Origin of the sequence: Bacillus sp. LNXM12-1 (genome assembly GCF_003004375.1) — a bacterium.
Taxonomy (GTDB): domain Bacteria; phylum Bacillota; class Bacilli; order Bacillales; family Bacillaceae; genus Bacillus.
In genome coordinates, this window is the sequence record NZ_PVWX01000003.1 from 99,658 (window position 1) to 125,835 (window position 26,178).

General features: G+C 37.7%; 28 protein-coding genes and 1 pseudogene. 9 read left to right on the forward strand and 20 right to left on the reverse strand.

Features of this window, described 5'->3' with window-relative positions; all coding sequences use genetic code 11:
* Positions 1-176: 176 nt before the first annotated feature.
* Positions 177-548 carry a DUF5412 domain-containing protein gene (locus C6Y07_RS12770; RefSeq protein WP_034663103.1) on the forward strand — a complete coding sequence of 124 codons (372 nt, stop codon included), beginning with the start codon at positions 177-179 and terminating at the stop codon, positions 546-548.
* A 36-nt stretch (positions 549-584) separates the two neighbouring features.
* Here C6Y07_RS12770 and C6Y07_RS12775 read toward each other — a convergent pair whose 3' ends face one another.
* The gene (locus tag C6Y07_RS12775; protein WP_106156790.1) at positions 585-1,409 is read right to left on the reverse strand and encodes a methyl-accepting chemotaxis protein; all 825 of its coding nucleotides are present in this window, start codon (positions 1,407-1,409) and stop codon (positions 585-587) included.
* 221 nt (positions 1,410-1,630) lie between these two features.
* Between C6Y07_RS12775 and C6Y07_RS12780 the strand changes: the two genes are divergently transcribed.
* A complete protein-coding gene (locus C6Y07_RS12780) occupies positions 1,631-3,103 on the forward strand; it encodes an NAD(P)/FAD-dependent oxidoreductase (RefSeq protein ID WP_106156792.1) in 1,473 nt (490 codons plus the stop codon).
* Positions 3,104-3,135: 32 nt separating this feature from the next.
* Here C6Y07_RS12780 and hag (C6Y07_RS12785) read toward each other — a convergent pair whose 3' ends face one another.
* The 10 genes from hag (C6Y07_RS12785) to C6Y07_RS12835 all read right to left on the reverse strand — a co-directional run bounded on the left by hag (C6Y07_RS12785) (position 3,136) and on the right by C6Y07_RS12835 (position 13,654).
* Entirely contained in the window at positions 3,136-3,957 is an 822-nt protein-coding gene (hag, locus tag C6Y07_RS12785; protein WP_044141245.1) for a flagellin Hag, read from the reverse strand.
* 290 nt (positions 3,958-4,247) lie between these two features.
* Complete coding sequence (gene hag / locus C6Y07_RS12790) at positions 4,248-5,087, reverse strand: flagellin Hag (protein WP_095285038.1); 840 nt, start codon at positions 5,085-5,087, stop codon at positions 4,248-4,250.
* A gap of 228 nt (positions 5,088-5,315) precedes the next feature.
* Positions 5,316-6,815 (reverse strand): Kelch repeat-containing protein, encoded by a 1,500-nt coding sequence (locus C6Y07_RS12795; protein WP_106156794.1) that lies wholly within the window; start codon positions 6,813-6,815, stop codon positions 5,316-5,318.
* Positions 6,816-6,933: 118 nt separating this feature from the next.
* Positions 6,934-8,115, reverse strand: a complete 1,182-nt coding sequence (gene alr, locus C6Y07_RS12800) for an alanine racemase (protein WP_106071554.1) — start codon at positions 8,113-8,115, stop codon at positions 6,934-6,936.
* 166 nt (positions 8,116-8,281) lie between these two features.
* Complete coding sequence (locus C6Y07_RS12805) at positions 8,282-8,902, reverse strand: hypothetical protein (protein WP_060596058.1); 621 nt, start codon at positions 8,900-8,902, stop codon at positions 8,282-8,284.
* Positions 8,903-9,035: 133 nt separating this feature from the next.
* Entirely contained in the window at positions 9,036-9,494 is a 459-nt protein-coding gene (locus tag C6Y07_RS12810) for an AraC family transcriptional regulator (protein WP_106156796.1), read from the reverse strand.
* Between the two features lie 228 nt (positions 9,495-9,722).
* Complete coding sequence (locus C6Y07_RS12815) at positions 9,723-9,956, reverse strand: hypothetical protein (RefSeq protein WP_106071557.1); 234 nt, start codon at positions 9,954-9,956, stop codon at positions 9,723-9,725.
* A 224-nt stretch (positions 9,957-10,180) separates the two neighbouring features.
* Positions 10,181-11,314, reverse strand: a complete 1,134-nt coding sequence (locus C6Y07_RS12825) for a Rap family tetratricopeptide repeat protein (RefSeq protein WP_034663131.1) — start codon at positions 11,312-11,314, stop codon at positions 10,181-10,183.
* A 244-nt stretch (positions 11,315-11,558) separates the two neighbouring features.
* On the reverse strand, positions 11,559-12,080 hold the full coding sequence (locus C6Y07_RS12830; RefSeq protein WP_060596056.1) for a ClbS/DfsB family four-helix bundle protein: 522 nt from the start codon (positions 12,078-12,080) through the stop codon (positions 11,559-11,561).
* 416 nt (positions 12,081-12,496) lie between these two features.
* Positions 12,497-13,654: an MFS transporter gene (locus C6Y07_RS12835; RefSeq protein WP_106156798.1), complete on the reverse strand. Its 1,158-nt coding sequence runs from the start codon at positions 13,652-13,654 to the stop codon at positions 12,497-12,499.
* Between the two features lie 127 nt (positions 13,655-13,781).
* On the opposite strand from C6Y07_RS12835, the gene C6Y07_RS12840 reads away from it, so the two are divergent.
* The 3 genes and pseudogenes from C6Y07_RS12840 (at position 13,782) to C6Y07_RS12850 (ending at position 16,473) form a co-directional block, all read left to right on the forward strand.
* A complete protein-coding gene (locus tag C6Y07_RS12840) occupies positions 13,782-14,672 on the forward strand; it encodes a LysR family transcriptional regulator (RefSeq protein WP_106031527.1) in 891 nt (296 codons plus the stop codon).
* Positions 14,673-14,875: 203 nt separating this feature from the next.
* Positions 14,876-15,574: a cysteate racemase gene (gene cuyB, locus C6Y07_RS12845; RefSeq protein WP_106072276.1), complete on the forward strand. Its 699-nt coding sequence runs from the start codon at positions 14,876-14,878 to the stop codon at positions 15,572-15,574.
* A gap of 23 nt (positions 15,575-15,597) precedes the next feature.
* A pseudogene (locus C6Y07_RS12850) lies at positions 15,598-16,473 on the forward strand (LysR family transcriptional regulator).
* 45 nt (positions 16,474-16,518) lie between these two features.
* Here the strand turns inward: C6Y07_RS12850 and C6Y07_RS12855 are convergent.
* The gene (locus tag C6Y07_RS12855) at positions 16,519-17,415 is read right to left on the reverse strand and encodes a macrolide 2'-phosphotransferase (protein ID WP_060596052.1); all 897 of its coding nucleotides are present in this window, start codon (positions 17,413-17,415) and stop codon (positions 16,519-16,521) included.
* 540 nt (positions 17,416-17,955) lie between these two features.
* Between C6Y07_RS12855 and C6Y07_RS12860 the strand changes: the two genes are divergently transcribed.
* A complete protein-coding gene (locus C6Y07_RS12860) occupies positions 17,956-18,204 on the forward strand; it encodes a DUF2651 family protein (RefSeq protein WP_003211793.1) in 249 nt (82 codons plus the stop codon).
* Between the two features lie 42 nt (positions 18,205-18,246).
* Here C6Y07_RS12860 and C6Y07_RS12865 read toward each other — a convergent pair whose 3' ends face one another.
* The 5 genes from C6Y07_RS12865 to C6Y07_RS12885 form a co-directional block, all read right to left on the reverse strand.
* The gene (locus C6Y07_RS12865; RefSeq protein WP_106156800.1) at positions 18,247-19,077 is read right to left on the reverse strand and encodes an SMI1/KNR4 family protein; all 831 of its coding nucleotides are present in this window, start codon (positions 19,075-19,077) and stop codon (positions 18,247-18,249) included.
* 109 nt (positions 19,078-19,186) lie between these two features.
* On the reverse strand, positions 19,187-19,363 hold the full coding sequence (locus C6Y07_RS12870) for a hypothetical protein (RefSeq protein WP_060596049.1): 177 nt from the start codon (positions 19,361-19,363) through the stop codon (positions 19,187-19,189).
* Positions 19,353-20,471, reverse strand: a complete 1,119-nt coding sequence (locus C6Y07_RS12875) for a Rap family tetratricopeptide repeat protein (RefSeq protein ID WP_106031524.1) — start codon at positions 20,469-20,471, stop codon at positions 19,353-19,355. The genes C6Y07_RS12870 and C6Y07_RS12875 overlap by 11 nt, the downstream gene beginning before the upstream one ends.
* Before the next feature lie 204 nt (positions 20,472-20,675).
* Positions 20,676-21,338 (reverse strand): type A chloramphenicol O-acetyltransferase, encoded by a 663-nt coding sequence (catA, locus tag C6Y07_RS12880; RefSeq protein WP_066031020.1) that lies wholly within the window; start codon positions 21,336-21,338, stop codon positions 20,676-20,678.
* 154 nt (positions 21,339-21,492) lie between these two features.
* Positions 21,493-22,323 (reverse strand): sialate O-acetylesterase, encoded by an 831-nt coding sequence (locus C6Y07_RS12885; protein WP_066031021.1) that lies wholly within the window; start codon positions 22,321-22,323, stop codon positions 21,493-21,495.
* 167 nt (positions 22,324-22,490) lie between these two features.
* Between C6Y07_RS12885 and C6Y07_RS12890 the strand changes: the two genes are divergently transcribed.
* A complete protein-coding gene (locus C6Y07_RS12890; protein ID WP_060596046.1) occupies positions 22,491-22,910 on the forward strand; it encodes a hypothetical protein in 420 nt (139 codons plus the stop codon).
* A gap of 328 nt (positions 22,911-23,238) precedes the next feature.
* Here C6Y07_RS12890 and C6Y07_RS18975 read toward each other — a convergent pair whose 3' ends face one another.
* Positions 23,239-23,403, reverse strand: a complete 165-nt coding sequence (locus tag C6Y07_RS18975) for a hypothetical protein (protein WP_189318373.1) — start codon at positions 23,401-23,403, stop codon at positions 23,239-23,241.
* 256 nt (positions 23,404-23,659) lie between these two features.
* Here C6Y07_RS18975 and C6Y07_RS12895 point away from each other — a divergent pair, with 256 nt between their 5' ends.
* On the forward strand, positions 23,660-24,244 hold the full coding sequence (locus C6Y07_RS12895) for a hypothetical protein (RefSeq protein ID WP_106156802.1): 585 nt from the start codon (positions 23,660-23,662) through the stop codon (positions 24,242-24,244).
* A 99-nt stretch (positions 24,245-24,343) separates the two neighbouring features.
* Here the strand turns inward: C6Y07_RS12895 and C6Y07_RS12900 are convergent, their stop codons facing one another.
* Positions 24,344-25,183: an SMI1/KNR4 family protein gene (locus C6Y07_RS12900; RefSeq protein ID WP_106156803.1), complete on the reverse strand. Its 840-nt coding sequence runs from the start codon at positions 25,181-25,183 to the stop codon at positions 24,344-24,346.
* A 79-nt stretch (positions 25,184-25,262) separates the two neighbouring features.
* Between C6Y07_RS12900 and C6Y07_RS12905 the strand changes: the two genes are divergently transcribed.
* A complete protein-coding gene (locus C6Y07_RS12905; protein WP_106065101.1) occupies positions 25,263-25,451 on the forward strand; it encodes a BlaI/MecI/CopY family transcriptional regulator in 189 nt (62 codons plus the stop codon).
* 82 nt (positions 25,452-25,533) lie between these two features.
* On the opposite strand, the gene C6Y07_RS12910 is transcribed toward C6Y07_RS12905, so the two are convergent.
* A complete protein-coding gene (locus tag C6Y07_RS12910) occupies positions 25,534-26,166 on the reverse strand; it encodes a hypothetical protein (RefSeq protein ID WP_087977374.1) in 633 nt (210 codons plus the stop codon).
* Positions 26,167-26,178 lie beyond the last annotated feature (12 nt).

A 26,178-nucleotide genomic window follows, 5' to 3' on the forward strand; every position in this document is an offset into this window, starting at 1 on the left:
TCAAATACACCACTTGAATTCTTCCTTAAATTTTCCTTACATTTACGGCTTTCTGTTGAATTTTGAGAAAAAATGACCGATAATTGAAACGAATAGAACTTTTGGACTATATGAATCTTTTTGTATTCTCTCTCATAAATTAGAAATATTGTGATCTACATCTGGAGGAATTTTTCATGTTAAAAAAGAAAACCACCCTCATCCTTATCATCTTACTCCTTAGCTTCGCTGGCATTATTTATTGGAAATGCTTCTCTCTTCAAGGCGTGTCTCACGGAACATTCATCCGCTCGATGTCATCACCTGACGGAATGTACATCATCAACACCTATCAGCATAGCGGAGGAAAGCTAAAGGAAAACGCAGTTAGAGCAGAAATTGAAAACAAACTGACCCACCGTAAGAAGACGATTTACTGGAAATACCCTGACAAAGACCCTCTCATCAAATGGAAAAACGGACAGCTTGTTCAAATTGGACATGAGTTTTTAAATGTGGTGAAGGGCGACACGTATGATTATCGCTTTGATCAGAACAAGAGAAAATAGCGCATCAAAAAAACGAATCCCTCTTGGATTCGTTTTTTACGTTGACATCACATGCTGCATGAATTCTTTCATTTCTTTACTTACGATCGTCAATCGTTCCACAATTTCGCTAAACTCCGTCACAAGTAAAGCCTGTTCAGATGAAGAACCTTTCATATGGCCCATACTCTCAAGTAATGTATGTATATTGGAGGAAATTCCTTGTAATGAGCTTTCGATGTTTTCTGTTGCACGTGAAGTTTCACTTGAAAGCTTTTGAACCTCACTTGCTACAACACTAAAACCAGCTCCCTCTTTTCCTGCCCTGGCCGCTTCAATTGACGCATTCAATCCTAGCAAACTCGTTTGTTTCGAGATGCCTTTAATCATTTTTGTAATATCGGCTGTTTGTTTCGAGCTTTCAAGTGTTTGCTGCGTTTGTAAGGTCATCTCCTCACTTGTAGCAGAAAGCTCCTCTGAATGTGCCGCCACCACGTGCACCTTTTCTTGAATACTTTGAATAATGTCATTTAATGATTCCATATACGCTTCAAGCTCTATTTGATTTTTGAGCGGAAATCCTAAAGCGAGGGCACCAATTACTTGCCCATTTTCATCAAAAATTGGCAATCCCATTGCATTTAATGGTACTCCATACACTGATTCAGGTACAAACATACTTGATGTCTCACCTCTCAGCGCTTTTTTCATATTCAGATCATCTGGTTTAATATGTTCACCAGCTCGAATTTGAAAATCAACATCTTTCGATGGCAAATACAGCAAAAATTTCTCTCGGTCAATGATACCCATCGTCACTTCATTTTTTAAAATCTGCATCATATAAGGTGCTGCTGTCACAATACTCTGTAGTATATCCAATTTCTCTACCCCCTTATGTTATTTATCGGTCGTCCTTCTTAAAATAATAGTTATTTTTTAAAAATAATGATGATGTTTAAAGTTATTTCTCATATGTACGAGTAAAAAGAAGGAGATTCCCTCTCTATATTCAATAAAACGTAAATTTGCTATAATTTAAGAATCAACATATGATGAAATGGTCATGTAACCATTTTATATATTTACTGGAGGCGCATGTTGTGACACAATCCATGACATATGAACGGGCGATCGTCATTGGCGGCGGTATGACGGGAATGTTCGCTGCAAAAGTTTTATCAACGTTCTATCATCAAGTTTTCATTATCGAAAAGGACGAACTGCCAGACGCTCCTAAGAATCGTCTCGGCACTCCTCAAGCTTTTCATCCACATAGAATGCTGCCACTAGGCAAGCAAATCGTTGAACGTCTATTTCCTGGTTATACAAAAGAGTTACTGGCAATAGGCGGATTTAATACATGGCATCAAACCTCTCGATTTATCACAAAAGATGGTGAATTAACGCTTACCGATACCGAAGAAACAGCCGTCACAAGACGCGCCATGCTAGAGTGGATGCTAATACAAAGAATGATAAATGAGGAACGTGTGCAGTTTTTAGAAAAACATGAAGCCATCTCACTTCAGTTTAAAGAGGGAACTAATCAAGTCATCGGACTGATCGTGAAGGATCGGCATGACAAGCCAGGAAGCATTCGTGAAATGAAAGCAGACTTAGTGATTGATACGTCTGGAAGAATGTCTAAATTGCCAAAATGGCTAAAGGATGCTGGACTGACCTTACCACAGACAGATGAATTAAGTGTGTCACTCGGTTACAGCACAAGATACTACCAAATACCACCAGAAGCGCCACACCAGCAATCAATGGTCGTCGTTGGCCAGCCGGATCAGCAAATCCCAACAGGCCTGTTTGAACGGGTAGATCATGATTTAGTGGCTGTTCTTCTCTCTGCAGCCGGGGGTTCACATTATCCAACAACGGACGCTGATCAATTTGATTCAGAAGCCGCTGCACTGACTCATCCCGCAATAGCAGAAGCCATCACTCATTTAACGCCCTATACAAAACCAAAAGGATTTAGAGTCTCTTCTTGCGTGAGACATCACTATGAACAAATGCACGATTGGCCAAGTGGATTATTGGTGATGGGCGATTCCTTGTGTACGTTAGATCCCATTCATGGGCAAGGAATGACAAAGGCGGCGCTCGAAGCACAAACTCTTGAGCGTATGCTCAAACAAGCACAAAAAAAGAAGCAGCTATCTTTTGAAAAGGACACATTACAAAAAATGCAGCACGCCAATGAACTTGGCTGGTGGCTTTGCGCGATTGCTGATATGGCTTGGGAAGGTGTCGAATTAAAAGGAGAAACAGCCATCCCCCATTTGACGTTCGTACAAGGATTTTTAAATCGCTACGTACAATACGCCATAGTAACAAAACAGCCTGAACATCTTGAGACGTATCACCGGATGCATTCTTTCTTAACAGAACCGAGAGACATCCTCAACTTAGAACAGCTGCATGACATGATTCAATCCGACGCCTCTGGAGAAACTGCTGAATGGTGGAGTCAGTGGGATAAAGAGGATGATGAAGACAATCGAGCTTTTTTCCATGAAGCGGTTCCTGACTTTCGTTTGCAGCACTTACTTTCATTAGATTGAAACAAAAAAAGCCCCTTCATGGGGCTTTTTCATTAACGTAATAATTGAAGTACGTTTTGCGGCTGTTGGTTTGCTTGAGCTAGCATCGCTTGAGACGCTTGAGAAAGAATGTTGTTCTTTGTGAACTCACTCATTTCTTTCGCCATGTCCACGTCACGAATACGAGACTCAGCAGCTGTTAAGTTTTCAGCAGAAGCACCAAGGTTGTTGATTGTATGCTCTAGACGGTTTTGTACTGCACCAAGTGCTGAACGTTGTTTAGATACTGCGCCGATTGCTTCATCAATTTTTGCTACTTCGACGTCAAAGTCAAAACCATCTTCATTCACTTTAATATCTTTGACAGTCAAGGTTTCAGCGTCCATTTTGCCGATCTGTACGTTGATATTTTGCTCAATGTTTGCCCCAATTTGAAATTGGAATCCATCTTCTACGCTACCATCCAACAGATTCTTTCCGTTAAATGCTGTACGCTGTGAAATCCCATCAATTTCATCCACCAAAGCAGTGAGTTCTTCTTGAATCGCTGTTAAATCTTCTGTTTGTTGAGTACCAACGTTACCCGCTTGAACAGTTAGTTCACGCATACGTTGAAGAATCGCATGTGTTTCTGTTAATGCACCTTCAGCTGTTTGAATAAGAGAGATACCATCTTGTGCGTTTTTAGATGCCATTTCTAATCCGCGGATTTGTCCACGCATTTTTTCAGAGATTGCTAGACCTGCTGCGTCATCTCCTGCACGGTTGATGCGAAGACCAGAAGACAGCTTCTCCATGTTCTTTTGCCCTGCTCCATTGTTTGCAGACAAACGATTCAGTGTGTTAAGTGCTGCGATATTGTGGTTAATTCTCATTTCCTATTACCTCCATGTGTTTGAACCAATTGAACATCCTTGTCCAAAAGTTCTAAATTAGAATTTTTTTGTAAGCCTTACAATCCATTTATCGAACACTGATGGAATTTGTTTAACAAAAAAGGAATAAATAAGTAATAAGTCTCATTCATTATGATAGTTTCGCTAGAGTATGCCAAATTTAAAGGTCATTTTTCATGATTTATCAGAGGGATTTAAGAATCATAAGACTGGAGAAAATGAGAAGAAAAAAACAGCATAAAAAAAAGCCCCATAAAAGGGGCTCTTCATTAACGTAGTAATTGAAGTACGTTTTGTGGCTGTTGGTTCGCTTGTGCAAGCATTGCTTGTGAAGCTTGAGAAAGAATGTTGTTCTTTGTGAACTCACTCATTTCTTTCGCCATATCAACGTCACGGATACGAGACTCAGCAGCTGTTAAGTTTTCACCAGAAGCACCAAGGTTGTTGATTGTGTGCTCTAGACGGTTTTGAACTGCACCAAGTTTACCACGCTCAGAAGATACTTTATTGATTGCAGCATCTACTTTGTCTAATAAAGCATCTGTATTAGCAGCTGTAGCAGTTGTTACAACATAATCTGCTTTCAACATATCAAGACCAGTAGCAGCAGTACCCATGTTACCAATATTAACAGTTAATTGTTGAGTTTTGTTAGCACCGATTTGGAAAGTAAATCCATCTGTAGCCGTACCATCAAGTAATTTTTTACCGTTGAATGCTGTACGATTAGAGATACCATCTACTTCATCTAAAAGGTTGTCGATCTCATCTTGGATTGCTTTAAGATCTGTAGTTGCATCTTGCGTACCAGTGTTACCCGCTTGAACAGTTAGTTCACGAACACGTTGAAGGATTGAGTGAGTTTCAGTCAATGCACCTTCAGCTGTTTGGATAAGAGAGATACCGTCTTGTGCGTTTTTAGATGCCATTTCTAATCCGCGGATTTGTCCACGCATTTTTTCAGAAATCGCAAGACCTGCTGCGTCATCTCCTGCACGGTTGATTTTAAGACCAGAAGAAAGCTTCTCCATGTTCTTTTGGCTTGAAGCGTTGTTTGCAGACAAACGGTTTAATGTGTTAAGTGCTGCGATATTGTGGTTAATTCTCATTTCCTATTACCTCCATGTATTTGGGACCTGACAGACGTCCTTGTCTGAAAAAAGTCCGTTATTCTAGGGCTTATCAACCCTGACAATTCTATTATCGGACGTGTTTATAGGATGTTTAGCAGATTTTTAAAAAAATATCGCTTTTTTTCATGACGTTGATCCTAACTTTAACAATTCTATAAAAAATGCTGCTGATTTAAAATCAGCAGCATTACCATTTTAAAAATATCAGTATTGCTTGATATCAAACATTAGGATATTTTGGTAGACCACATAATCCTTCTTACTTGCGAAAGGACCTTTATTGTGTTCATCATTGATTTCATAGAAGTTCATACCAATTCCAAAGCTTCTTTCTTTGTACCAATTTAGAAAATCATTGATTTCTTTCATTGAAAGCAGATAATCCTTTTGTAACCCATTGATCATGGTGATGGAAAGAATACCTTTAACAGTTTCTTCTCCAGGATTTGTCCCGTCCTGATCCTTTGGTTCTTCTGTTGTGCCATCACCAGGCTTTGTTCCGTCCTGATCTTTTGGTTCTTCGGTTGTGCCATCACCTGGCTTTGTTCCGTCCTGATCTTTTGGTTCTTCGGTTGTGCTATCACCTGGCTTTGTCCCGTCCTGACCTTTTGGTTCTTCGGTTGTGCTATCACCTGGCTTTGTCCCGTCTCGATCTTTTGGTTCTTCTGCTGAACCATCGTCTGGCTTTGTTTCACCTTCAGCAATTTGCAAGTCTTTTAATGAGATAGAGATTACTGATTTGTAATCACTTTTAATCGATTTTGAATGATAATCTTGCTTGAAATTTCGTCCACCTATGATATATATGGTATCCTCAATCGTTACAGCACTTGAACCTACTCTAGCTTCTGGTAAATTGATCGAGCTTCTTTTCACAGAATTCGTTTTAGCATCATAAAACTGTGTGTATGGTGATAATAGACTGGATCTGTCGTCATACTGACCTCCAGCCATAAACAATTTCCCCTGATATGTCGTAAATGCAGCCCCTAGTTGATAAAAATTCAACTTTGATTTCGTTTGTACCCATTGATTTGTTTCAATGTTATATTCATATACTTGGGCATTATGGAGATTACTAACTGTTCTTTCTCCACCTGTGGCATAAATCTTGTTGTTAATGACTTCTGACATAGACATACCAGTAAGTTGCTGAGGAAACATTTTTAATTGTTGCCATGTATCCGTTTTTGTATCATAACTATAAAAATTATGTTCTTGATAAGGGCTTTTATTCGTTGCAAGAATATAAATCTTATCATTTACAACACTCGCACTTATATCACCTTTTGTCACAGCATAGTATGGTATATTAATTGATGTTTCTGCCCATGTATCTAATTCTACATCATAAGTATCAATCGTATTTGTGCTATCTTGATAAGCTCCTCCAATGACATATACTTTTTTACCTATCGCCACTGCCGTACTATCTGTTCTTTCTCTAGGCATGTCAGCTTTTGAGCTCCACTCATTTTTGTGAGGATCATACATATAGGTATTTTTATTACTATATGATTTTTCACTACTCCCCCCAAAAACGAAAATTTTCCCATCTACTACTGTAGAACTAGGATGAAGTCTCTCTTCTGGTAAGTCCGCTCGCTTCGTCCAGCCATTTGTCTCTGCTGCATGAGCTTTTAACGGATGAATTGTGACCATCATAAAAATAGTCAAAAGCACTAAAAATAAACCTTTTTTCATCGTTTCTTTCCTCCATATCTTAAATATCCCTCCTTTTATCGACATATTTGTAATAAAATTTAATTTTTATCATTGTACACCAGAACAAATATCCTCAAATTGCACCTGTTATTTACCCTCACACATACATCACCGGCGTCGATATTTTAATAATCTTCCCGCCTCGACGATAAAACCTTGGGACGCGGCGGCTTAAGGTGGCGATGACTTCGTAGTTGATCGTATTGAGCATTTCGGCGATTTCATCGACAGAAATTTCTCCGTCCTTTTGACGGCCGTAAATGACCACTTCCTCGCCTTGCTTTGCTTTCATTTCTCCTAAACTGATCATCGTCATATCCATTGTGACTCGGCCAGCAATCGGCATTCGTTTTCCGCGGAAAAGCATAAATCCCCGATTTGATAAAGCACGTGAGTACCCATCTGCGTAACCGATCGGTATGGTGGCAATGATTTCATCAGGTTTTGCTACATACGTTGCACCATAGCTGACGGTCCTTGGCTCTGTCACCATTTCCTTCACGAACGCAATCCTTGCTTTTAAACTGAGAGCGGGCTCTAGCTGAACAGCGTCTAAGCTTTCAATGTATTGCGAAGGATACAGCCCATATAGCCCGATGCCTAGTCGAATCATATCGGCGCTAAATTCAGGAAACGCGATGGCAGCCGCTGTATTGTTCATATGTACGGTCGGCAGCTTAATTCCTTGTTTTTTCAAAAAACGAAGAAAATCAATAAAAATGCTGTGCTGCAGCTGCGTAAAATCAGGGTCAGGCTCATCTGCAGTGGAAAAATGCGTAAAAATCCCATCCCATCTAAGGTTTTCACTCTTTTCAAGGGCTTCCACCACTCTTAACAGCTCTTCCTTCGTTCGTACACCTAATCGCCCCATACCTGTGTCGACATTGACATGAATCCCAAGCCGGCGCTGACTTTCTTCTTCCGCTAAGATCTCATTTGCTTGAACAATCCAGTCTTCACGAAGGCCTGAAAGGTCAATTCTCCAGGCTGCAGCCCTTTTCACACAGTCAAGCGGCGTAAATCCAAGGACCAGAATCGGTGCTTCAATTTTTGCTCTCCTCAATACAATGCCTTCTTCCAAGCTAGCAACTGCGAGCTCCGTCGCACCGCTCTCCAGTGCCTGCCGCGCTACCTCCACTGAACCGTGTCCATAAGCATTCGCCTTCACGACAGCCATGATCTTACTTTTCCTCGGAATATGCGCTTGAATGGCCCCGATATTTCTTTTAATCGCGTCAAGGTTGACTTCGATCCAAACTTCCCTGCATAGCTTTTTCATTTATTTTTCCTCCTCATCACATGAGAGTTCTTTCTATCTCCATGTTCGCTTTCGCGTCTAGTCTATCTTTATTCATTTTTGAGAAAAACATTCAACTACAATGACCGGACCAGCTTTTCTTGGGTACACATAAAAAAAGAAACCACATCAAACTGTGATTTCTTCTCTATGAGCGGTGATTAGCAGATTTCATCATTGCTTCAATATCATCATAAACCTCCTGCAAATTTTCCCGTTCAGCTAAGTAATGAGCGTTGCTTTTACGAACAGGTCCATCAAATTGCAAGAAGTTGATCGTGATCGTTGATGATTCTTGATCATTCATAGTTAATCTTAATTCAAGCGTCGAGACCTCTTCTTTATCATCACTCTCAGCTGAATATTCAATTGGCACACCATCTTCTAACATCTCAACTTGTTTCAAATCTTTCAAGGAAAGCTCAGTGACTGCAAATCTATATTTTCTAGATGAGCCGCCAGGTTGATGTTCAATATAGCGCAATTTCTCTAGCTCATCATCAATCGCAAATCCCTTATCAACCTGCTCTGAAAAGATATATGTAGATGCCTGAAATCCATCTTCGTGAAAAAACATCATCATCTTATCTAATAATATGTTGGGATCATTCTGTTCTTTTCGTCTTTGTAATCTACCGGCTATGAATAAAATGACCAGTCCTCCGATGATGCTGAGAGCCGTTCCCAGTCCATTTCCTACTTCTACGAAAACAGTAAAACCTAAAATAGCAATCATAAAAGCAATGACAATGCCTATGATGAATATCACACAATGCTCCTCCTATCATGACCCTTCATTTATAGTTTAGCCTTAGTATAGCATTTGAAGCAACGAGTCCTAGATGATTTAACCATAAAAACAGACCATAAAGGTCTGTTTTAATTGACGTTCGATAAATTGTCTAAAAGATAGGCAGTAAGAATTCACACACCTTATCTTCGCCTTCCTCTTCTCTATATCGCTCTATAGTAGGTGCCTGACGCATGTTCAATTGATTGTTCTGAATATAGTCAGGTAATTGACTCCAAAACAAATTCACTTTTTCAGTTGTATGCCTCATTGTAAAAACAGCATACTTTCCCCCTTCAAAATGACCAGCCTGAACCATTTGATCATTAGAGAAATCTCTATTTGTCATGATCATGAGGTCATATCTGCATTTTTCAGGTAAAGTCCTTGCAGGATCATCTTGAGGAACCCCGTATATGCCATGTTTCTTTAATTCATCATTTAATTGATGTTTATTGATCCATTTTTTAAAATGCTTCATCATTTCTATATTCATTTTGCTTCCATACGGTCCTATATTCCTCATATACACCATCTTCATATTGCTTACTATTTCAATTTTGCAATTCATGATTTCCCTCCAACTCTTATTGGAAGATTGGCCAATCATTCCTTACATCCAACGGTAACACCCTTTAAAATATAATGCAGTAAGTTATTAAAAATAATTGAATATATGATGGAAAAACATTTACAGGAATTGCGATTTAGATCATAAATTAAGTCATCTCATTTTCTCTTAAAATAGCATGTCCAATTTTTAAAAATAAAAAAGAACGGTCTTTAGCCGCTCACTTGTTTATTGATTTTCCTTTGAAGATTTAGCAAAGAGAAGGGTGACAATCAAATAGATAATTGTTCCGAAAAATAGACCATTTAACAAACCGATAAACAACATCTTACAAATCAGGCCAACATAATAAGACGCTGGCGTCCCTGGAAACACAGCCATATTGAACAGACTAATCATAAAGGTTAAAGCAAAAAATATAATGAAAATCCTTCGAAATAATGTTGATTTTAACATTGTCATTTTACTTCCTCCTCAGTATGTTTTCTATGGAAAAAATATTCTTTATTCATAGCATATATTCCGTTTTATAGTAAAAAGCCCTTAAAGGGCTTTTTACTTAAGCAGTATAACCAATACTTGCAGTATGACCTCTCCTAGCTTCATCATGACTTGCTGTCACTTCTGACGTAAAATAACTAACAACACTTATGACACTAATCATCACGAATACTACTGATAACGTTTTAAATTTCATACTGACAGTCCCCCCGCTTCACTTGAGTTTGGAAATAAAGAATCTTTTCATAGAAATGCATCGCATTGTCTTTATCTCCCATCTCATTATAATATTTTGCAGCATCTTTTGCTAAATCTTCCAGGTCAGGATACATTGACTTTATTTCTAACAATTCCATTATTTTTTCCAACTGCTCAAAATTGTTGTCAATGTATAGGGATCTTAAAAACTTGAATATCAATAATAGAACATGATCTTTCAGCTTTTCAGATAGTTCTATTCCGTTATTTAAAGCGTATGTACCTAAATCCTGTTCTTTCATTTTGAAGTAGGCTTTTGACAACATAATGAGCGGATCTAAGATTCTATTTAAATGCTCGTATCCCTGCTCTCTAAATGCTCTAATCGAGTCATTAAAGTGAATAATCGCTTGTGCTAATTCTTTGTTATGAAAATAACTCAACCCTAAATTATACAGTGCTGATCCTTTTAATCGTTTTGTTGAGTTGTCGGCGGCTTTTTCTAGTGCGTGTTGAAAATGGGGTATTGCTTTTTCGGGGCAGCCCATATCTATATAGTTTAATCCAATGACAAAAGAACATTGGATTTCTCTTACTGTGTATGTATCTTTTTCTCGATAACATTCTATTGCCTGTGCGATATGGTGCATCGACATATGGGTTTGTTTCATGTGGTAATAGATTTCTGCCATCTTGTAATTGAACTCGGCACGTTCAATATCGTCGCTGACAAGAGACAGCTTTTTTTCTGCCCGCTTATAGAAGGTAATCGCATTGAGGTATTCATAGTTTTCAAATTCGTACATGCCGTAGAAAAAATTGAAGTAATACTCGAGCAAACCTGTTAATTTCTCTTGATCCCTTTTGATCTTCATTGCGAGTTCCCTAAAGTTCGCCCGCTCTTTCCCATTTTCTAAAGGATTCAAGTAATCAAGCATTAATTTATGTCTGAACTCCATAAGTGAGAAATACAATAATAAATCCTGATTCTCTTCCATATGATCAAGCATTGATTTGATTTCTTCTTTATATGCCTCGGCGTCCGGTACGTTAAATCTTTGAATATGATAATACCATTCATTGATTTTCAAGCCGACGTGAGAAGAAAGCACTTTCTCCATCCGTCCTTACCCCTCCCTCTATTTTCCCTATAATGACATATATTATCATTTTGTGAATCGTCCGACACCGAAAAGAAACCGCAAAAATAAGAAAAAAAGCTCCTGTAAAGAAGCCATGTGAGTGATCGTAATTTTGATAAGAAGGAATAACTGGGCTCGAATCAGCACCCCCTGTTCTCTCTAAAATAAGATGATACAATCAAGTTTAGTTCTAACGAAATATGTACATCGTATATCCTTCACGTCATACTTGTTTTAATCGTTTCCATTTACGAATTTGAGTACGGAAATTTTTAAAAGGAGCAACGGTATTCACATGAATAAATTTATAAACTGGCCAAACAGCCTTTGCTGTCGCATCATCCGCCCATTTTCGTTGATGAGGTTCAAACACTTCTTCTTCACTCATACGATCCAACATATCACAAATAGTTAAAACATTCTGTTTGAGCTGAGCTCTTAATGCGACTAGTGATTGGCAGGCATACTTCTCATTAAAAAGAGAATATAATGTGCCAAGCTGATTCCATTTATAACCTTCTGCTGGCGTATGGACAACCTTTCCTTCAGTTTCGTGTTGCTCCCATTGAAGCAGCAGGGTTGTCCAACCAACTTGATAGGCCAAATTTTCTGCAGGAGTTCGGCTTACATCCTCTATTCGATCATCTTTCATTTCTTCTGGAATCATATTGAATTCTTCATCGTATTGATTGTACGTCTTCATGATTGCTTGCTTTAAAATGTCTTTCGACTCATAGCTTGTCATATTATTCACCTCTAGTTCTTTTTATGCAAATTTTTCTCGGAACATATCTTGCAAAAATAACTGGAGCTCATGATACTGAATTATTCTATCGCCTTCTGTTTTACAGTCTCTATTATAATCAAACTCTTAATCGAGCAAAAAAGCAATAGCATTTCTGGTTAAATGAATGTATCACTGGTGTTTACTCCTAAAACAACAAAAGAGAGACAATACTTGCCTCCTTTAGGTGACTCTATTATTTTGTGAAATATTCCATTATTGCGCAAACTCAATAAAGAAAAGCTATAAAAGCGGCTGCGAAAAATGAAGACATTCCTTACGTTCCATCATAAACAAGCACCCAGTATCTCTACCCAGGCTCCCCTTCTTAAGCAATAAAACCTCCCCGTTTTGATTGAAATGTGAAGCAGCATGATTTAACTCGACACTTCTTCCTCTTTTCTACCTAATTTCATTGATAACTGAACACCAATCATCAATGAGACAATGACGAGCATTGCGACAATGGAAGCTTGAAAATGTCCGCTTAGATCGAAAACCAAGCCAATGAAAAACGGACCAAACCCGCCCATGATGTATCCGCCCATCTGCGACATAGCGGACCATGTACCAGCCTCCTCCGGTGTAAGCGTCTCAATAATGGGCAGCATAAGTGCTAAAGGAAATAATCCACCTGCCCCAATCCCTAGAAAAATGACGGCTGGCAAAATCGGCATTGGAAGTAGAAGGAAAATAAGGCCGATCAGCTCTGACACGCTGCATAAAATAAGAAATAATTTCGGTTTTCCTAAGCGAGTGACGACTCCTGGAACGAGTAGTGCCACCGGAATCTGAATCAGTGTAAATATCGTCAGCAGCATGGCGGCATACTGTGGACTATTTCCAAAACTAAGGGCGATGGGTGAAATCCATGCTGTTAACGAATAGAACATACTGGACATAAAGCCAAAGAACAAGGTGAATTGAATGGCTTTTTTGTTTCGCAGCGGTAGCCTTAGCGGTAAAACTGCATGATCAGCCTGTTGTTTTTTCCGAGCCAGCCCTAGCCATAAGATCAATGCGATGATCCCTAAAACCGCCCAGCAAGACAAGGCGAGCGGAAGGTTATGCTCACTGCGAAGATATATCGGAATGGTGAAGCCAGAAGCAAGCGCTGCACCAATCGTCATCGAAATAGAATAGACACTCACAATCCCCGGGTTTTTCGGGAAATACTTTTTGATAAAACTAGACAACAATGGTCCTGCAAAGCTAATTCCAACTCCTCCTGCAAATGCAGTGATGAGAAGGATGGCAACCGTTTGACTCGTCCCACGTAATCCAGTAGCGATCGTGATGAGAAGAATCGAGAAAAAGAGGGTTCTCTCTAAACCAAAACGGCGGCTTAGTTTAGTTGCTACAGGTGCAAAGACCCCCATGCACAAGACCGGTAAAGTAGTTAGAAGACTTGCTGTCAGTGCACTGACACCAAGGTCTGTTTGGATCATGCTCATCATAGAAGCCACGGACGTAATAATTGGGCGCAAGTTTAGTGCAGCTAAAAATAAAGCGGTTAAATAAAATATTTTTTTCATCAATGCTCTTCTTCCTCTCTCATCTTGTTGAAGTTACTTTGAGTATAAATCTGCTGCATTCATTGATCAATACAATAATTCGTATTATGATGATAGTAAAAAACTATTATTTATGAAAGGATGACAAATGGATACTCGTCATATTACATATTTCATGGCTGTATTCGATCATTTACATTTTACAAAAGCTGCTGAGCAATTAGGGATATCACAACCTACATTAAGCCAACAGATTCGGCTGCTTGAAGCTGAAGTTGGGATGCCGCTCTTTGATCGAATCGGTAAAAAAGTCGTTGCAACTGAAGCGGGTTCTCTGCTTTATCAATATGGTATGAAAATGCTTCAAGCTGAAAGAGATGCAAAAAATGCGATGAAAGAACTGTTATCTGAAAAACGAGGAACCGTACGACTTGCAGTACTCCCCTCCGATCTTGACTTTCAGCTTGTTCCGCTATTTGTAGAATTTAAAACACTTTATCCCGAAACCAATCTGAAAGCATATTCAACGATCTTCGTTCGTGAAGAAGTACTGTCGCATAAAGTGGACCTCGGCATCGGGCTGCGAGGGCCTGCGGATAAGCGTCTCGTTCAAATTCCACTTGGAAGTGAGCCCTACGAATTATTTGTTCATTCAGAAAGTGATCTAGCCCAAAAGAGTGAAGTGACATTGGAAGAGCTGACGCAGCATGCCTTGGTTATGTATCCGAAGGGATATCTAGGAAGGGATTTAGTAGATGACGTATGTAAAGAACAGGGTGTTGAACTGGACACCGTCATGGAAGTTGGGTCCGCATCTTCATTATTGCAGCTGGTTGAAGCCGGCATCGGTGCAACCATTCAGCCGCGAGGGTTGCTGCAATACCATTCGACGTGGCCAAATATTGTTTCGATTCCTATTGCTGATCCGGCGCCTGTTCGTCACTTGGAATTAACTTATTATGCAGATCGATTTGTCAGTAAAGCACAGCAGCAGCTATCTGAATGGCTGATAGACTTTTTCAAATCAAAAACAAACTAAAAAGTGAGGTTAAAACATGAGTGCAAACAGCATATTTACAAGGATACACCGGGTTGTTATTCGCCAATTTCAATCAGAGAGGGCCGCTAAGCGCTATTAAAAGACGCTTTTGATAAACCTTCTATATACATATAGAACTTTTCTATAACGCTCACCATGCTTTATTTTTTTATAATAGAAAAAAAAGAAATGTGGTGGCGTATATGTCTACAACGATCGGAATTATGGGCGGGATGGGTCCTTTAGCAACGATTGATCTGATGAAAAAAATCATTTCTCATACTCCAGCGATAAAAGATCAGGATCATATCCATGTGATTGCTGATAATTATCCGCAAATCCCTGATAGAACCAATGCCATATTTGGGAGAGGCGAAGATCCTACAGATGATATGATTGCATCAGCTAAGAGATTAGAACGTGCAGGAGCGGACTTTATTCTCATTGCATGCAATACCGCTCACTTCTTTTTAGAAAACGTACAACATTCCACCCATATCCCTATTATGAATATGCCATTAGAAACCGCAAATTACCTGAACAAACATCAATATACATCTGTGGGCTTACTATGTACTGATGGAACATTAAAAACCCAGCTCTATCAAAAGGCTTGTGCTCATCACAAGATTGACGTCATGATTCCTAGTGAAAATCTTCAGAAAAACGTGATGAATGGGATATATGCGGTGAAAGCAGGAAAATTAAGTAAAGGCGAAAGTGAATTGGCATTAGCTGCAGAAATATTAATCAATCAAGGGGCAGAAGCCATCATTGCCGGCTGTACAGAAATCCCCTTAGTACTAAGGTCAACTAAAGATGTGAAAGTGATTGACCCTACTGTCATTTTGGCGAAAGAAGCTGTAAAATTAGTGTATGAGCTTGAAAAGCTAAACATTTAAAGAACGTAATATAAGGGGATAAAATGAATATTGAGAATATAGAAGTGTTTATTTATGTATGCCAGCTAGGCAGTATCAATAAAGCTGCGGAAGCACTGTATTTAACCCAGCCTTCTGTTTCGGCACGTATTCAATCGTTAGAAAAAGAATTAGACCTGAAATTATTTGATAGACAGAGAAATAAACTATCTCTGACGGAAAAAGGTGAACAGTTTTACCCGCATGCCAAAAAGATCCTCCATTCTTATCAAGAAGCAAAGCATAGTCTCAAACAAACGATGATCCCTTATGAATTGACGATTGGATGCGCATCCTCTATTTCCAATAATCTATTGCCTAACATATTACCCGCACTAAAAGAAAAATACGAAAACCTGAAAGTGAAAATCGTAACAGGACATTCAAAGGATGTTGTCCAAAAAGTGATTAACAACCAAGTAGACTTTGGGATTGTCAGAACTGAAACACATTCTCAAATTGAATCAATCCCTATTTTCAGCGATCCAATCGGGCTGTTCGTCCCAACTCATCACCCGCTCGCCAGCCATGACAACATCAATATGAAAGAACTAGAAGAACAGCCTTTTATTTTCTTTGACTATGGGTCATTTGATTGGTTGATGCTCCACCGATTATTTCAAAAGAACAACATCACACCGAACATTTCCATTGAGGTTGATCATATGGAAACCGCAAAAAATTTAGTGCTTTAAGGAATGGGACTATCGTTTCTACCTCATCATTGCGTTAGAAATGAGGTAGAACAAGGAACATTAAAACAAATTTCAATCGATCCATCCATCAATTTCAATATCAATATCGAGTTCATTTATAAAAAAGGAAAATCAAAATCCGTTTTCATTGATCAACTCAAACAGTTTTTTCATGAATTAGATTAAAAAAAGCCCTTTTTAGGGGCTTTTTTTTGGATTCGTCCTGATTGATTAGCTTTCGTTTGCCAACATGTATGCTGCAGTTTCATGCATATCTTTCAAACCTGATCTCTGTGCGTACTCGGCCACAGTGATCGCACTTGTAGTCAGAAGTTCTATTATATGTTCATCCATTCCTGGCCAAGTTCTCCCGCCTGCTTTTTCATACGCATGGATAAGTTTTGTTAATCCTTCTTTCCCAAAGAGAAGTTGATGCGACAAAAAGTCTGCAGATACATCACCAACCCCCACTTCAGACCAATCAATCACACCCGTAACACATTGATTTTCATCAATCAGAATGTGGCCAGGATGTAAATCTCCATGCTTCACCCCCACGAAAGGCGGCCATAAAGAATCTTTTGCTAGCCATGCTTGCCAGCGCTCCCATAAACCGCTGTTAATGGTGTATTGCGATTTGACACGTTCCATTCGCTGTTTCATTGATTCTCTTAATTCATGAGCACTGAGCATCTCCACACCGAGCGTTTTAAAAGGCTGTTGATCTAAGGAATGTACATTCGCTAAAACTCTTCCTAATGATTCGTAATAGGCTTGCGGTACATTCGTTTGGTCAAAACTCCACACATACGATTGCTTCTCCACATCAATACTAGCCGCCGGTACCCCCTCTAATTGTTTATAAGCAATCAGACTTTCTGTAAAGATAGACCACTGAGGGACCTGAAATTGAACCTGCTTACTAATATGATCTAATGTCTTTTTTTCTTGTAAGGTATGTTTCATTGATTCAGGTCTGCGAGGCACTCTTAATATCCATTGATCACCATGTAAATCTTCGACATGTGCGACACGGAAATCAACACCTGATTCATTTATTTTGATGGTATTCTCTAAAATCTCTAATCCGTGATGATTGGCTAATTGCTTTAAATCTAGTCTATTCATATTCATTCCTCCAATTGCTCATTTAGTCATGATCAATAGGCATCAAGAATATCATCACAAAAAACCACAAACAGGCTATTTTATGTGGTCAGAGTAAACAAAGCTAGACTTATGCCTTTCTTTGTATGATATAAACATACAAAAAAGACAGAACGATTATCTGCCTGTCTTCTAGTGAAATTGCATACTTTCCCGCTGAAGATCATTAAAAATGTGCAGAATACCCCGTTTACTCCGTTTGATGAAAACAGAGCCTTTGAACATATGAAATTACTGATTGTTCAAAGTTTGCTGGCGTAATCTTCCTGCATGCATCATCTTTAACCATCCTCCTCTTTGTAATATAAAATAACTATACTTTATTTAAATATAACTTTCAATAAGATCACAAAAAGAGGGATTTAAAATCATCAAATACCCCACCCAATTACATAAAATGAAATAATTGTATTTATTCATGTTATGATATGGTTATTGATTCTTTTGTCTAATAATTTATTAAACTCAAATGTAGCTAAGTCATTTAAAAGGAGAATTGGTATGACTCATTTAGAATTCGCATTCGGCTTGCTTCCAGTCAGTATGATTATCGCCTCTTTTATCGTCACATTGATTGTACAAAAGGTTTATTTCATGCCAGTTGTGAGCTTTATCATTTTACTCATCCTGACATTTACACTTTTTAATGTCTCCTTCTTAGGCTGGGCAGTTGTTTACACTTTTGGCTCATTCATTGCTTCATATATAGCATTATTCATCATGAAAATTTTAAATAAAAAGAGGTCTTAAACTACATTTAAAAAGCCCTTTACAGGGGCTTTTCTTCTTTCACTATCGTTTTTTCACTGGATGAATGTCTTCTCCCAAAAAGGCGGTATTAGGCTCTCCACTCTTTTCTAGAAATTCAGCAATTTCTTGCAGCTCTTGATTGATACGGTCATTTCTTGGCATATGTGGGTTTAATAGAAGGATGGAATGAATCGTTATCGCTGCTTCATACAAAACATGTTGATCGTTTATCTGTTGGATGCATTGTTTCATACGATTGAAAAACCATTCGATCTCTTCTGTTTCTTCCATCGGATAATGTGCCATTTTGAAGAGATTCTGCTGACGAAGGTCTTGCCTCTCAAATATGTGTTCAAGCTCTTCTTTACTGACATATAAATCCGAAGCTTCCTCCTCAATCTCTACTACTTCGACCATCGCATCTTCAGCTGTATATAACTGCCCAATAAAATCATCGAAAGTATCTGCCAGCTTAAAATCTACTTCCAGCTCTAAATCAAAATAGTGAATAGGAGGACGTTCCTTCGTTTCTCGGTAGTCCATTGCGATCCATGTATCTTCTTCCCCACTGATGAAAATAAGTCCCTCAGGCAGATCCAATTCATCACTTAACTGAGGACTGTTCATAATTCCAACACCTTTTGCGATTCCTCTTAGATGGTCAAATTGAACATGATCCTCTGCCCAAGAATTTGGCCGTTCGGTTGGAAAAGCATTACGAACTGTAAAACCACCGTTCCAATCTAAAATGAGCTTTTTATATGTATCAGGTAAAGTGACGCCAAGTCTTCCTTCTGCTTCACGAATTTTTTCCTCATCTACCTTTTCTAACGTGAAAGGACTCTCTTCTTCTTTCTCCCAAAATGGCTTCAAAGTGGGTGCCTCCCTATATCTATTGAGATAAGTATAACATTGACCAACTGTTCATTTGCTCATTCTACTTCATAAAAAAACAGACTATTAAAGTCTGTTTTAATCTTGTCTATACGTTTTCAGAGGTTGTATTTCGATCAATCATAGTCGTGTTTCGATTTGATTTTTGTTGTTCCTCCATTGTTGTATTCCGAATTGATTTTGTTCCAATGATTTTCAAAGTTTCTGCTGTTGAAACACTTAACAATACAATGGATACAATGACTAGTAATTTTTTAATAATCATACAGACACTCTCCTTTTTGAATATCATTTTGAGCTTTAAGAGCCTTTCTATAATATTCGGCAGCTTTTTCAAAGTCCCCCTTTTTTTCAGAAGATAATCCTATACTTTGAGCAAATGCCTCGACATAGACATATAGTTGCTTTTCCTCAAAATAATCTAGCACTTCTTGAATTGCTTTCTCATTACCATCTATATAAATCGCTTTTAAAGCTTTAAATAACATCAAACACAACGAATCATTTCTCTCTAAGGAGCACTTAAGACCATCTTCTACGAGTGGAGCGGCTTCATCATGTTGACTAGACTTATACAACGACCAACTTAAACTAAATAGGGTGATTGGTTTTATATCAATACTTCGTGGTGTAATAATGTCTAAAACTTCTCTGTAGCGTATGATTGCTTCAGTGTACTTTTGTTGTCGATCATATGTATTCGCTATGTTCAATAGAATTTTAGCAATTAACATATTATCGGCGAGCTCTTCTGCTATAGAAAAAGCTGTATTTAGATGCTCTAATGACTTGTCATATCGCTTGAAATCATCATAATTTCCTGCAATAACAATCAAGCTTTGTATTTGGCGAACTTTATATTGTTCATGCTGCTTATAGATGTCTAAGGCCTTTATAATATGATGCATAGAAACATGAGTTTGTTTCATAATATAGTAGGCTTCAGCCACCTTGAAGTGAAACTCTGCTTGCTCAATATCATCAACAACCAATGCGAGCTGCCTTTCAGCGATCTTATAATATTGGATAGCCTGTATGTATTCTTTTTTACTAAACTCATACATTCCTCTAAAAAAAGCATTATAGTATTGCAGCATACCAGAAAGTTGATGATTTGAATTTTCGATTTTATCAACCAAATCAGAAACAGAAGGCGATCGTTTTTCTGAAGGTTTAATATAATCGAGCATAAGCTGATGTCGAAAACACATTAATTGATAATAAATGAGCAGATCTTGATCCTCTTCCATCCGTTCAATTTTTTGTTCTACCTCAGCTTTCAAAATCTCTGCATCGGGTACACTGAATTGCCGAATCATTTTATACCATTCATTTATTTTCACACCTACATGTGAAGAAAGAACTTTCTCCATCCCTTATTCCCCTTCCACTAGACTCCCTTATATTACATTTATTATCACATACAATAATTTACAAAGCACCGAAAAGAAACCGCAAAAAGAACAAATGTAGCATCGTAAACCTTTGGCACATTTCATGATCATCACAAAACAAAAAGGCAGACTCATTTCAGTCTGCCTTCATCTTCTAGATTTCCATGGGAGTACCTGTTGTCTTCAGGTAATTTGCATTGTATCATTTAACCACTCGTCACAATGTTCTATAAGCCACCTCAAATATTCCACATATTGACCGACGTGATAGCCATCACAAACAGCATGATGTACTTGAATCGCAACGGGCAAAATGACTTTTCCTTCTTCCACTTTAAATTTGCCTATCGTAAATATTGGCAGTAAATAAGTCTCATTTGTAGATACATTAAGGTTAAAAGAAGTAAAATCAACCCACGGCAGACTTGAAATATTGAACATGTTTTCTGGCATATTAGGTTTGGGAAATAGTTTGCTGCTTTCGCTAAATGTTTCAATGTCCGCTACACAGCTTTTATAAAACTGAGCAAAGTTTTCGTCATAAGGCGTCCAAATACTTGAAAATGTCTTTGTTTCTTTATTTAGAATCGTATAACTAGGATGGAGAAGTTCCCAGTAACCAAGTTCATCGTTCAATTGATCCATTCGAAACTCCGGTATTTTTTGCACAGCTCTTGCTAATAAATAAATTTGCACAGGATATACTTTTAACTTTTTTTCTTTCAATATTGAAAACAATGTCGTGATGTCTAGATCGATCACCAGGCTATATGAGCATCGGGTTAGAGTCATATAATGATGAAAGTGCTCTTTTCGCGGGTAATTTTCGTCTATTTGTTTAAACATTTTTTATCTCCTCCTGAATGTGATTTCATGTATTCAGGAGGAGACTTTATCTGTTTTCACCACCACAATCATCCTTTCAAGAGATATGTTATGTTTCTGTCTATCACAACTATGAGTTATAACGGTTTCATTCAAAGGCTACCATAAGCTTAACCTACGATAAAGCCTCCAGCAACTCTTCGTAAGTAATCTTGCCCAACGTGAACTTTTCTAGTGCTATGTATTTTTTCTCCGCTGAGGTATTCATTCTATTATGACATTCATTGACTAACTCATTTTCATTTGGTATTGGCTCATGTATATGTTCTTTTTTTCGAAATGCTTCATAGTACCTTATACCAAATATTCTCTGGGACATCGCATTGATGTGAATTCCGTCTGGGTTAGATATAAGACCTTTCGCAGTAACATAATAACAATTTTCATTATGATGTGCATATTTTTGTAGTTCCTCATTAATACGTTGATATTCCACACCCCCTGCGCCAAATGCCACCTTTCCCAAGTAATCGCCCAAACCTCCTATTAAAAGCGGAATGTTAGGTACAGATAATTCAGTTCTTAGTTCATGAAATAATCTTAGTATTTTTTCATAGTATGCTTTATATTTCCCATCTTGGCTGTCACTTTCTCCTTGATGCCATAATATCCCGACCAATTCGCTATTTTCCTTTGCAAATTTAGCTTCATTTATTGCATGACGAAATAATGCTCCGTCTAGCGACCACTCATCAATGGAACTGCCACCTTCGGCACATGGAATAAGACCAATCTTCTCTCCTTCATGATCCTTGCACCAAGCCTCCGCAAAGGAAGCCGCCAGTCCTACGCCAGCTACCGGCCTATCAAAATGAATGGGTTCAGTCATCATTTGCCATCTACCATTTCGCAGCATCATGATTCTTTCATTATAAATCGGAGGCACTTCATGTTTAAAGCCGCGCCCCGCCATATTTGATTGTCCAATTAGTAAAAGTGACTTCATATCTTTCTCCCCTCCACTAAATATTTTATCAAATGTGTATTCTCCTGAACGTTATCATTTTACCCTTCCTTTATTTTTTCACATTTGTCTACTTTTGTCGAAAGGATAGTAAACAGAAATTACTTAGTGTAAGATCCTTATGCATCTATCAATCAGGAGGATCGACTATGAAGAAATATTTTGTATTATTTTTTACATGTTTATTATTGTTAACAGCTTGTAGCAATGCAGCATCTACTAAAAAACAGCTCACAACAGACAACGTGATTGAAGCGTTCAAAAGTGCTGGACTTGAAGCAGAAAAACCAACTGATCTTGAACAAAAAGAGTTTGGAAATATAAGAGAAGAAGGAAAAAGGATTCTCATTCCTTCTTTAGGTGAAAATGCTGGTGGAAGGATTTTTAAATTTGGAAATGAAACTGACCTTAACCAGGCCAAATCTTATTATGATGAGTTGGGCAATGCTGGATCTATGTTCTTCTCTCACACATATTCAAAAGGGAACTTCCTGCTTCAAATGAACGGAGAAATGAAGGATTCTGAATTTGAAAAATATAAGAAAGTGATGGATGAGGAAATAAAATAGTTTCATATTTTTTACTTATTGCTTCTTTAATCTTTAACAAGAAGGGTTCTTTACGATGGTCTCTAATTAAGCTGGATCGAACTGTCACCTCTACCCAGTCAAGGTGAATGACCTCATCCGAAGCAAACAGACCTTCCCTGAAAAAGACTGATTTAATAAGGTTCTATGATGAGCCTTTCTGATAAAAAATGTGCATTTCTGAAGAAAACTGAAAGGGTTCGTCCCCAATCCGTCCCCATAAAAAACAGACCCCTAAAGGTCTGTTTTGAATTTAATTTATCTAATGAGAAGCCTTTATCTGCACATAACTTTGTAGTTCAGTTTTACTTTAATCGCGCTGCCCATCCTCTGCCCTTTTATTGGTTACACCTTGAGAAATCCCCTCGTGTAGATTACTACGTTTTAACTCCTCTCTCCACCACTTAATCAAATAGTGGTAACAACCATTAAGACGCTTGTCAACATTAGGCCCTTCAATAATTTTGACTTCCATCTCAAATCACCTCCTGCAAGATTACGCAACATTGACTGTCCCTATATAAAAAGAAAACGAGTTCACAAGTAGATATAAAAAAGACCTGACTGAGTGTCAGCCAGGTTCATGAAGGGGTCAATCTTATTCTTATTATAACGAAATCCAAATCGTTAATCAAACATTTGTTCCCATCGAAAACTCTGCCCCTCTGTGATTAAAGATTCCTTATGGATGCCGATAAATATAAGGATATTTATAAAGGGGGATTTTACATATGGAAGATATAAAGGTATTCCTTCCAATATTAGGTGTTTTACTTGGGTTTTTACTAGCCTGGTTCAAAGAAGCAATACAAAATAAAGCAAAAATTAAAATAGGAGTTAGCCAGCCTAATTTGCATGTATACTTCAAACTTGACAAGTGGGGGAAAGAACAATGTGAGAACCGCTCATATGCAGATCATATCGAAACGACTATTTCTATAAATGTTTTCAATATAGGGAAAGCACCTACAGCTATCCAGTCTGTATTTATTTTCTACGAATCTGATCACTTTAGCCTTTTTGATATAACTAAAATAAATATTAATGGAGTAACCGCAGAACATAGTGCGTTTGATTTATCCGCAGGATCTATTGTTCCTTTAAAATTAACACTTTTGATAACAAGAGATTCGAATAGTGAGTTTCTTTTTAATAATGATGTTAAGTACTTTAATCCTCTTAATGGAAAGAGAGGAGTTAAATTCGGAGTAAGCTTAATTGATATTTACGGAAAAGAGCACAGAGAATATTTCTATGTTGATTATATTACACCCTTCATGGACAACAAAGAAGAAGAAATTAAAGAGTTGCTTTAAAGAGCACTCTTTAATTTAATTGATCAGCTCTTTGTTCACTTTTTCTTCTTTAGCAATCCCCAATAATTTTTCTAGAAAGGACACCTTAAGATCGTTCTATTAAGATAGAATTTCTGTTTCAATCGCAATATTTTCTCCTAGATTCACTAGCAGTGGGTCATCATTCTTTTCTAAAAATTTAGCTATTTGATGCAGAATCTCACTAATTTTTTCGTTGATCGGCATATTTTGATTTAATAAGAAAATGCAGAGAATCGTATCACCTACTTGATAAAGCATATCTTCATCTTTTGTTTTTTCAATGTGGTATTGCATCTTTTTAAAAAACCATTCAATTTCGTTCAAATCAACCATCGGGTAATACTGAATTTTATACAGATTACCTTCATCAAGGACGTCCAATTCAAATATGGCTTCAAGTTCTTCTTTGCTTAAATGAACTTCAGAAAGTTCATTTTCACCCTCTGCTGCTTCTTCATCAACAGTGTACTCAGCTGTATAAAGCCCCTGAATGAATTCATCAAAGGAATCTGCTAACTTAAAGTCTTCTTCCATCTCAACATCAAAATAATGAATTGCAGGATTCTCTTTCGTTTTTCGATAATCCATCGCTGCCCAAGTATGGCCATCCCCGTTAATCAAAACAAGCCCTTCTGGCAGCTCCCACTCTTTTATCAAATAAGCACTATCCATAATCCCTTCATCTTCAGCAATTCCCAGCAGGTGATTAAATTGAATGTGATCCTCAGCCCATGAATTAGAGTGAGTCGTTGGAAAAGCATTATGAACTGTATAACCACCATTCTGTTCTAATATGAGCTTTTTATATGTATCTGGCAAAGTGACTCCTAGTTTCTTTTCAGCCTTCGCTACTTCTTCTGCGTTGATCTTTTTTAACGTATAGTAACCTTCATCGTCTATTTCCCAAAAAGATTTCAAAGTTTTTTCCTCCTAGTGTCATTTAACAAAACTCCCTTACAAACATATATTCTGTTAAACTGTTTTTGGTGGTGATTGTATGTCTGATCTCGAAAGAAAGATCTATCGAATTATTTATAATATGAGTCGCTTCCGTAAGAATCCAACAATTGATGATCTGAAAAGAAAAACTGGTAAAGATGAGACGACTGTTAGGCAAGCAGTCAAAAACCTTCTGGAAAAAGAAGAATTGAAATGGGATAAAGAGAAAAGAGAATGGCGGTTTTAATATCAGTTAACCAACCTTTCTGTATCCAAATGTCTGATACACTAAAAAGAGCAACTTCCAAGTCAGAAGTTGCCCCTTTATCTTAATCTTCAGGATCCTCAAAGATGCCGAGAATTTCATTCACATCGTATTGATAAAGTTCATACAGACTGTGATCTGTAATCTCTCCTCTTTTTATTCTTTGATTAAGAACAAACATCATATCGATTGGTTCTCTTTCATAAGATATCATGTCATCATCAGCATCATTAAAATATAATACTGGCTTATTTAAAAAGGGATGTGATTTAGGCTTAGTAAAGTATGTCCACTTCACTTGCGGATAGTTTTTCCTAACGGTTTCCCCATAATATATACCAATATCCATTGCTATCGCATAATCCACTTTTCCAATTTCAACTGGATTTGCTAGTAACCGTTCTTTTTCATCTTGATAAATAAAGTCAGGATAGTGACTTAACCTTTCAAGTTTTATTCCTATTTCTTCTTCGGATAACTCATAAATTTCAATTTGAGATAAGTACCAACTATACACGTCAATTAAAGATTCCGGTGTATAATTAAAATCTACTTCACCATTCGTAAATTCTTCTAAAACAGATATCCTTTGAGGTATTTCATTAATAAACCAATCAAAAAGAATTTGCGCCTTTTTTTTAGAAAGTGATTCGTGTGAACCTACTTCAAATGGTGGTTCCATTAGAGGGTAATCCATTTAATAGCCTCC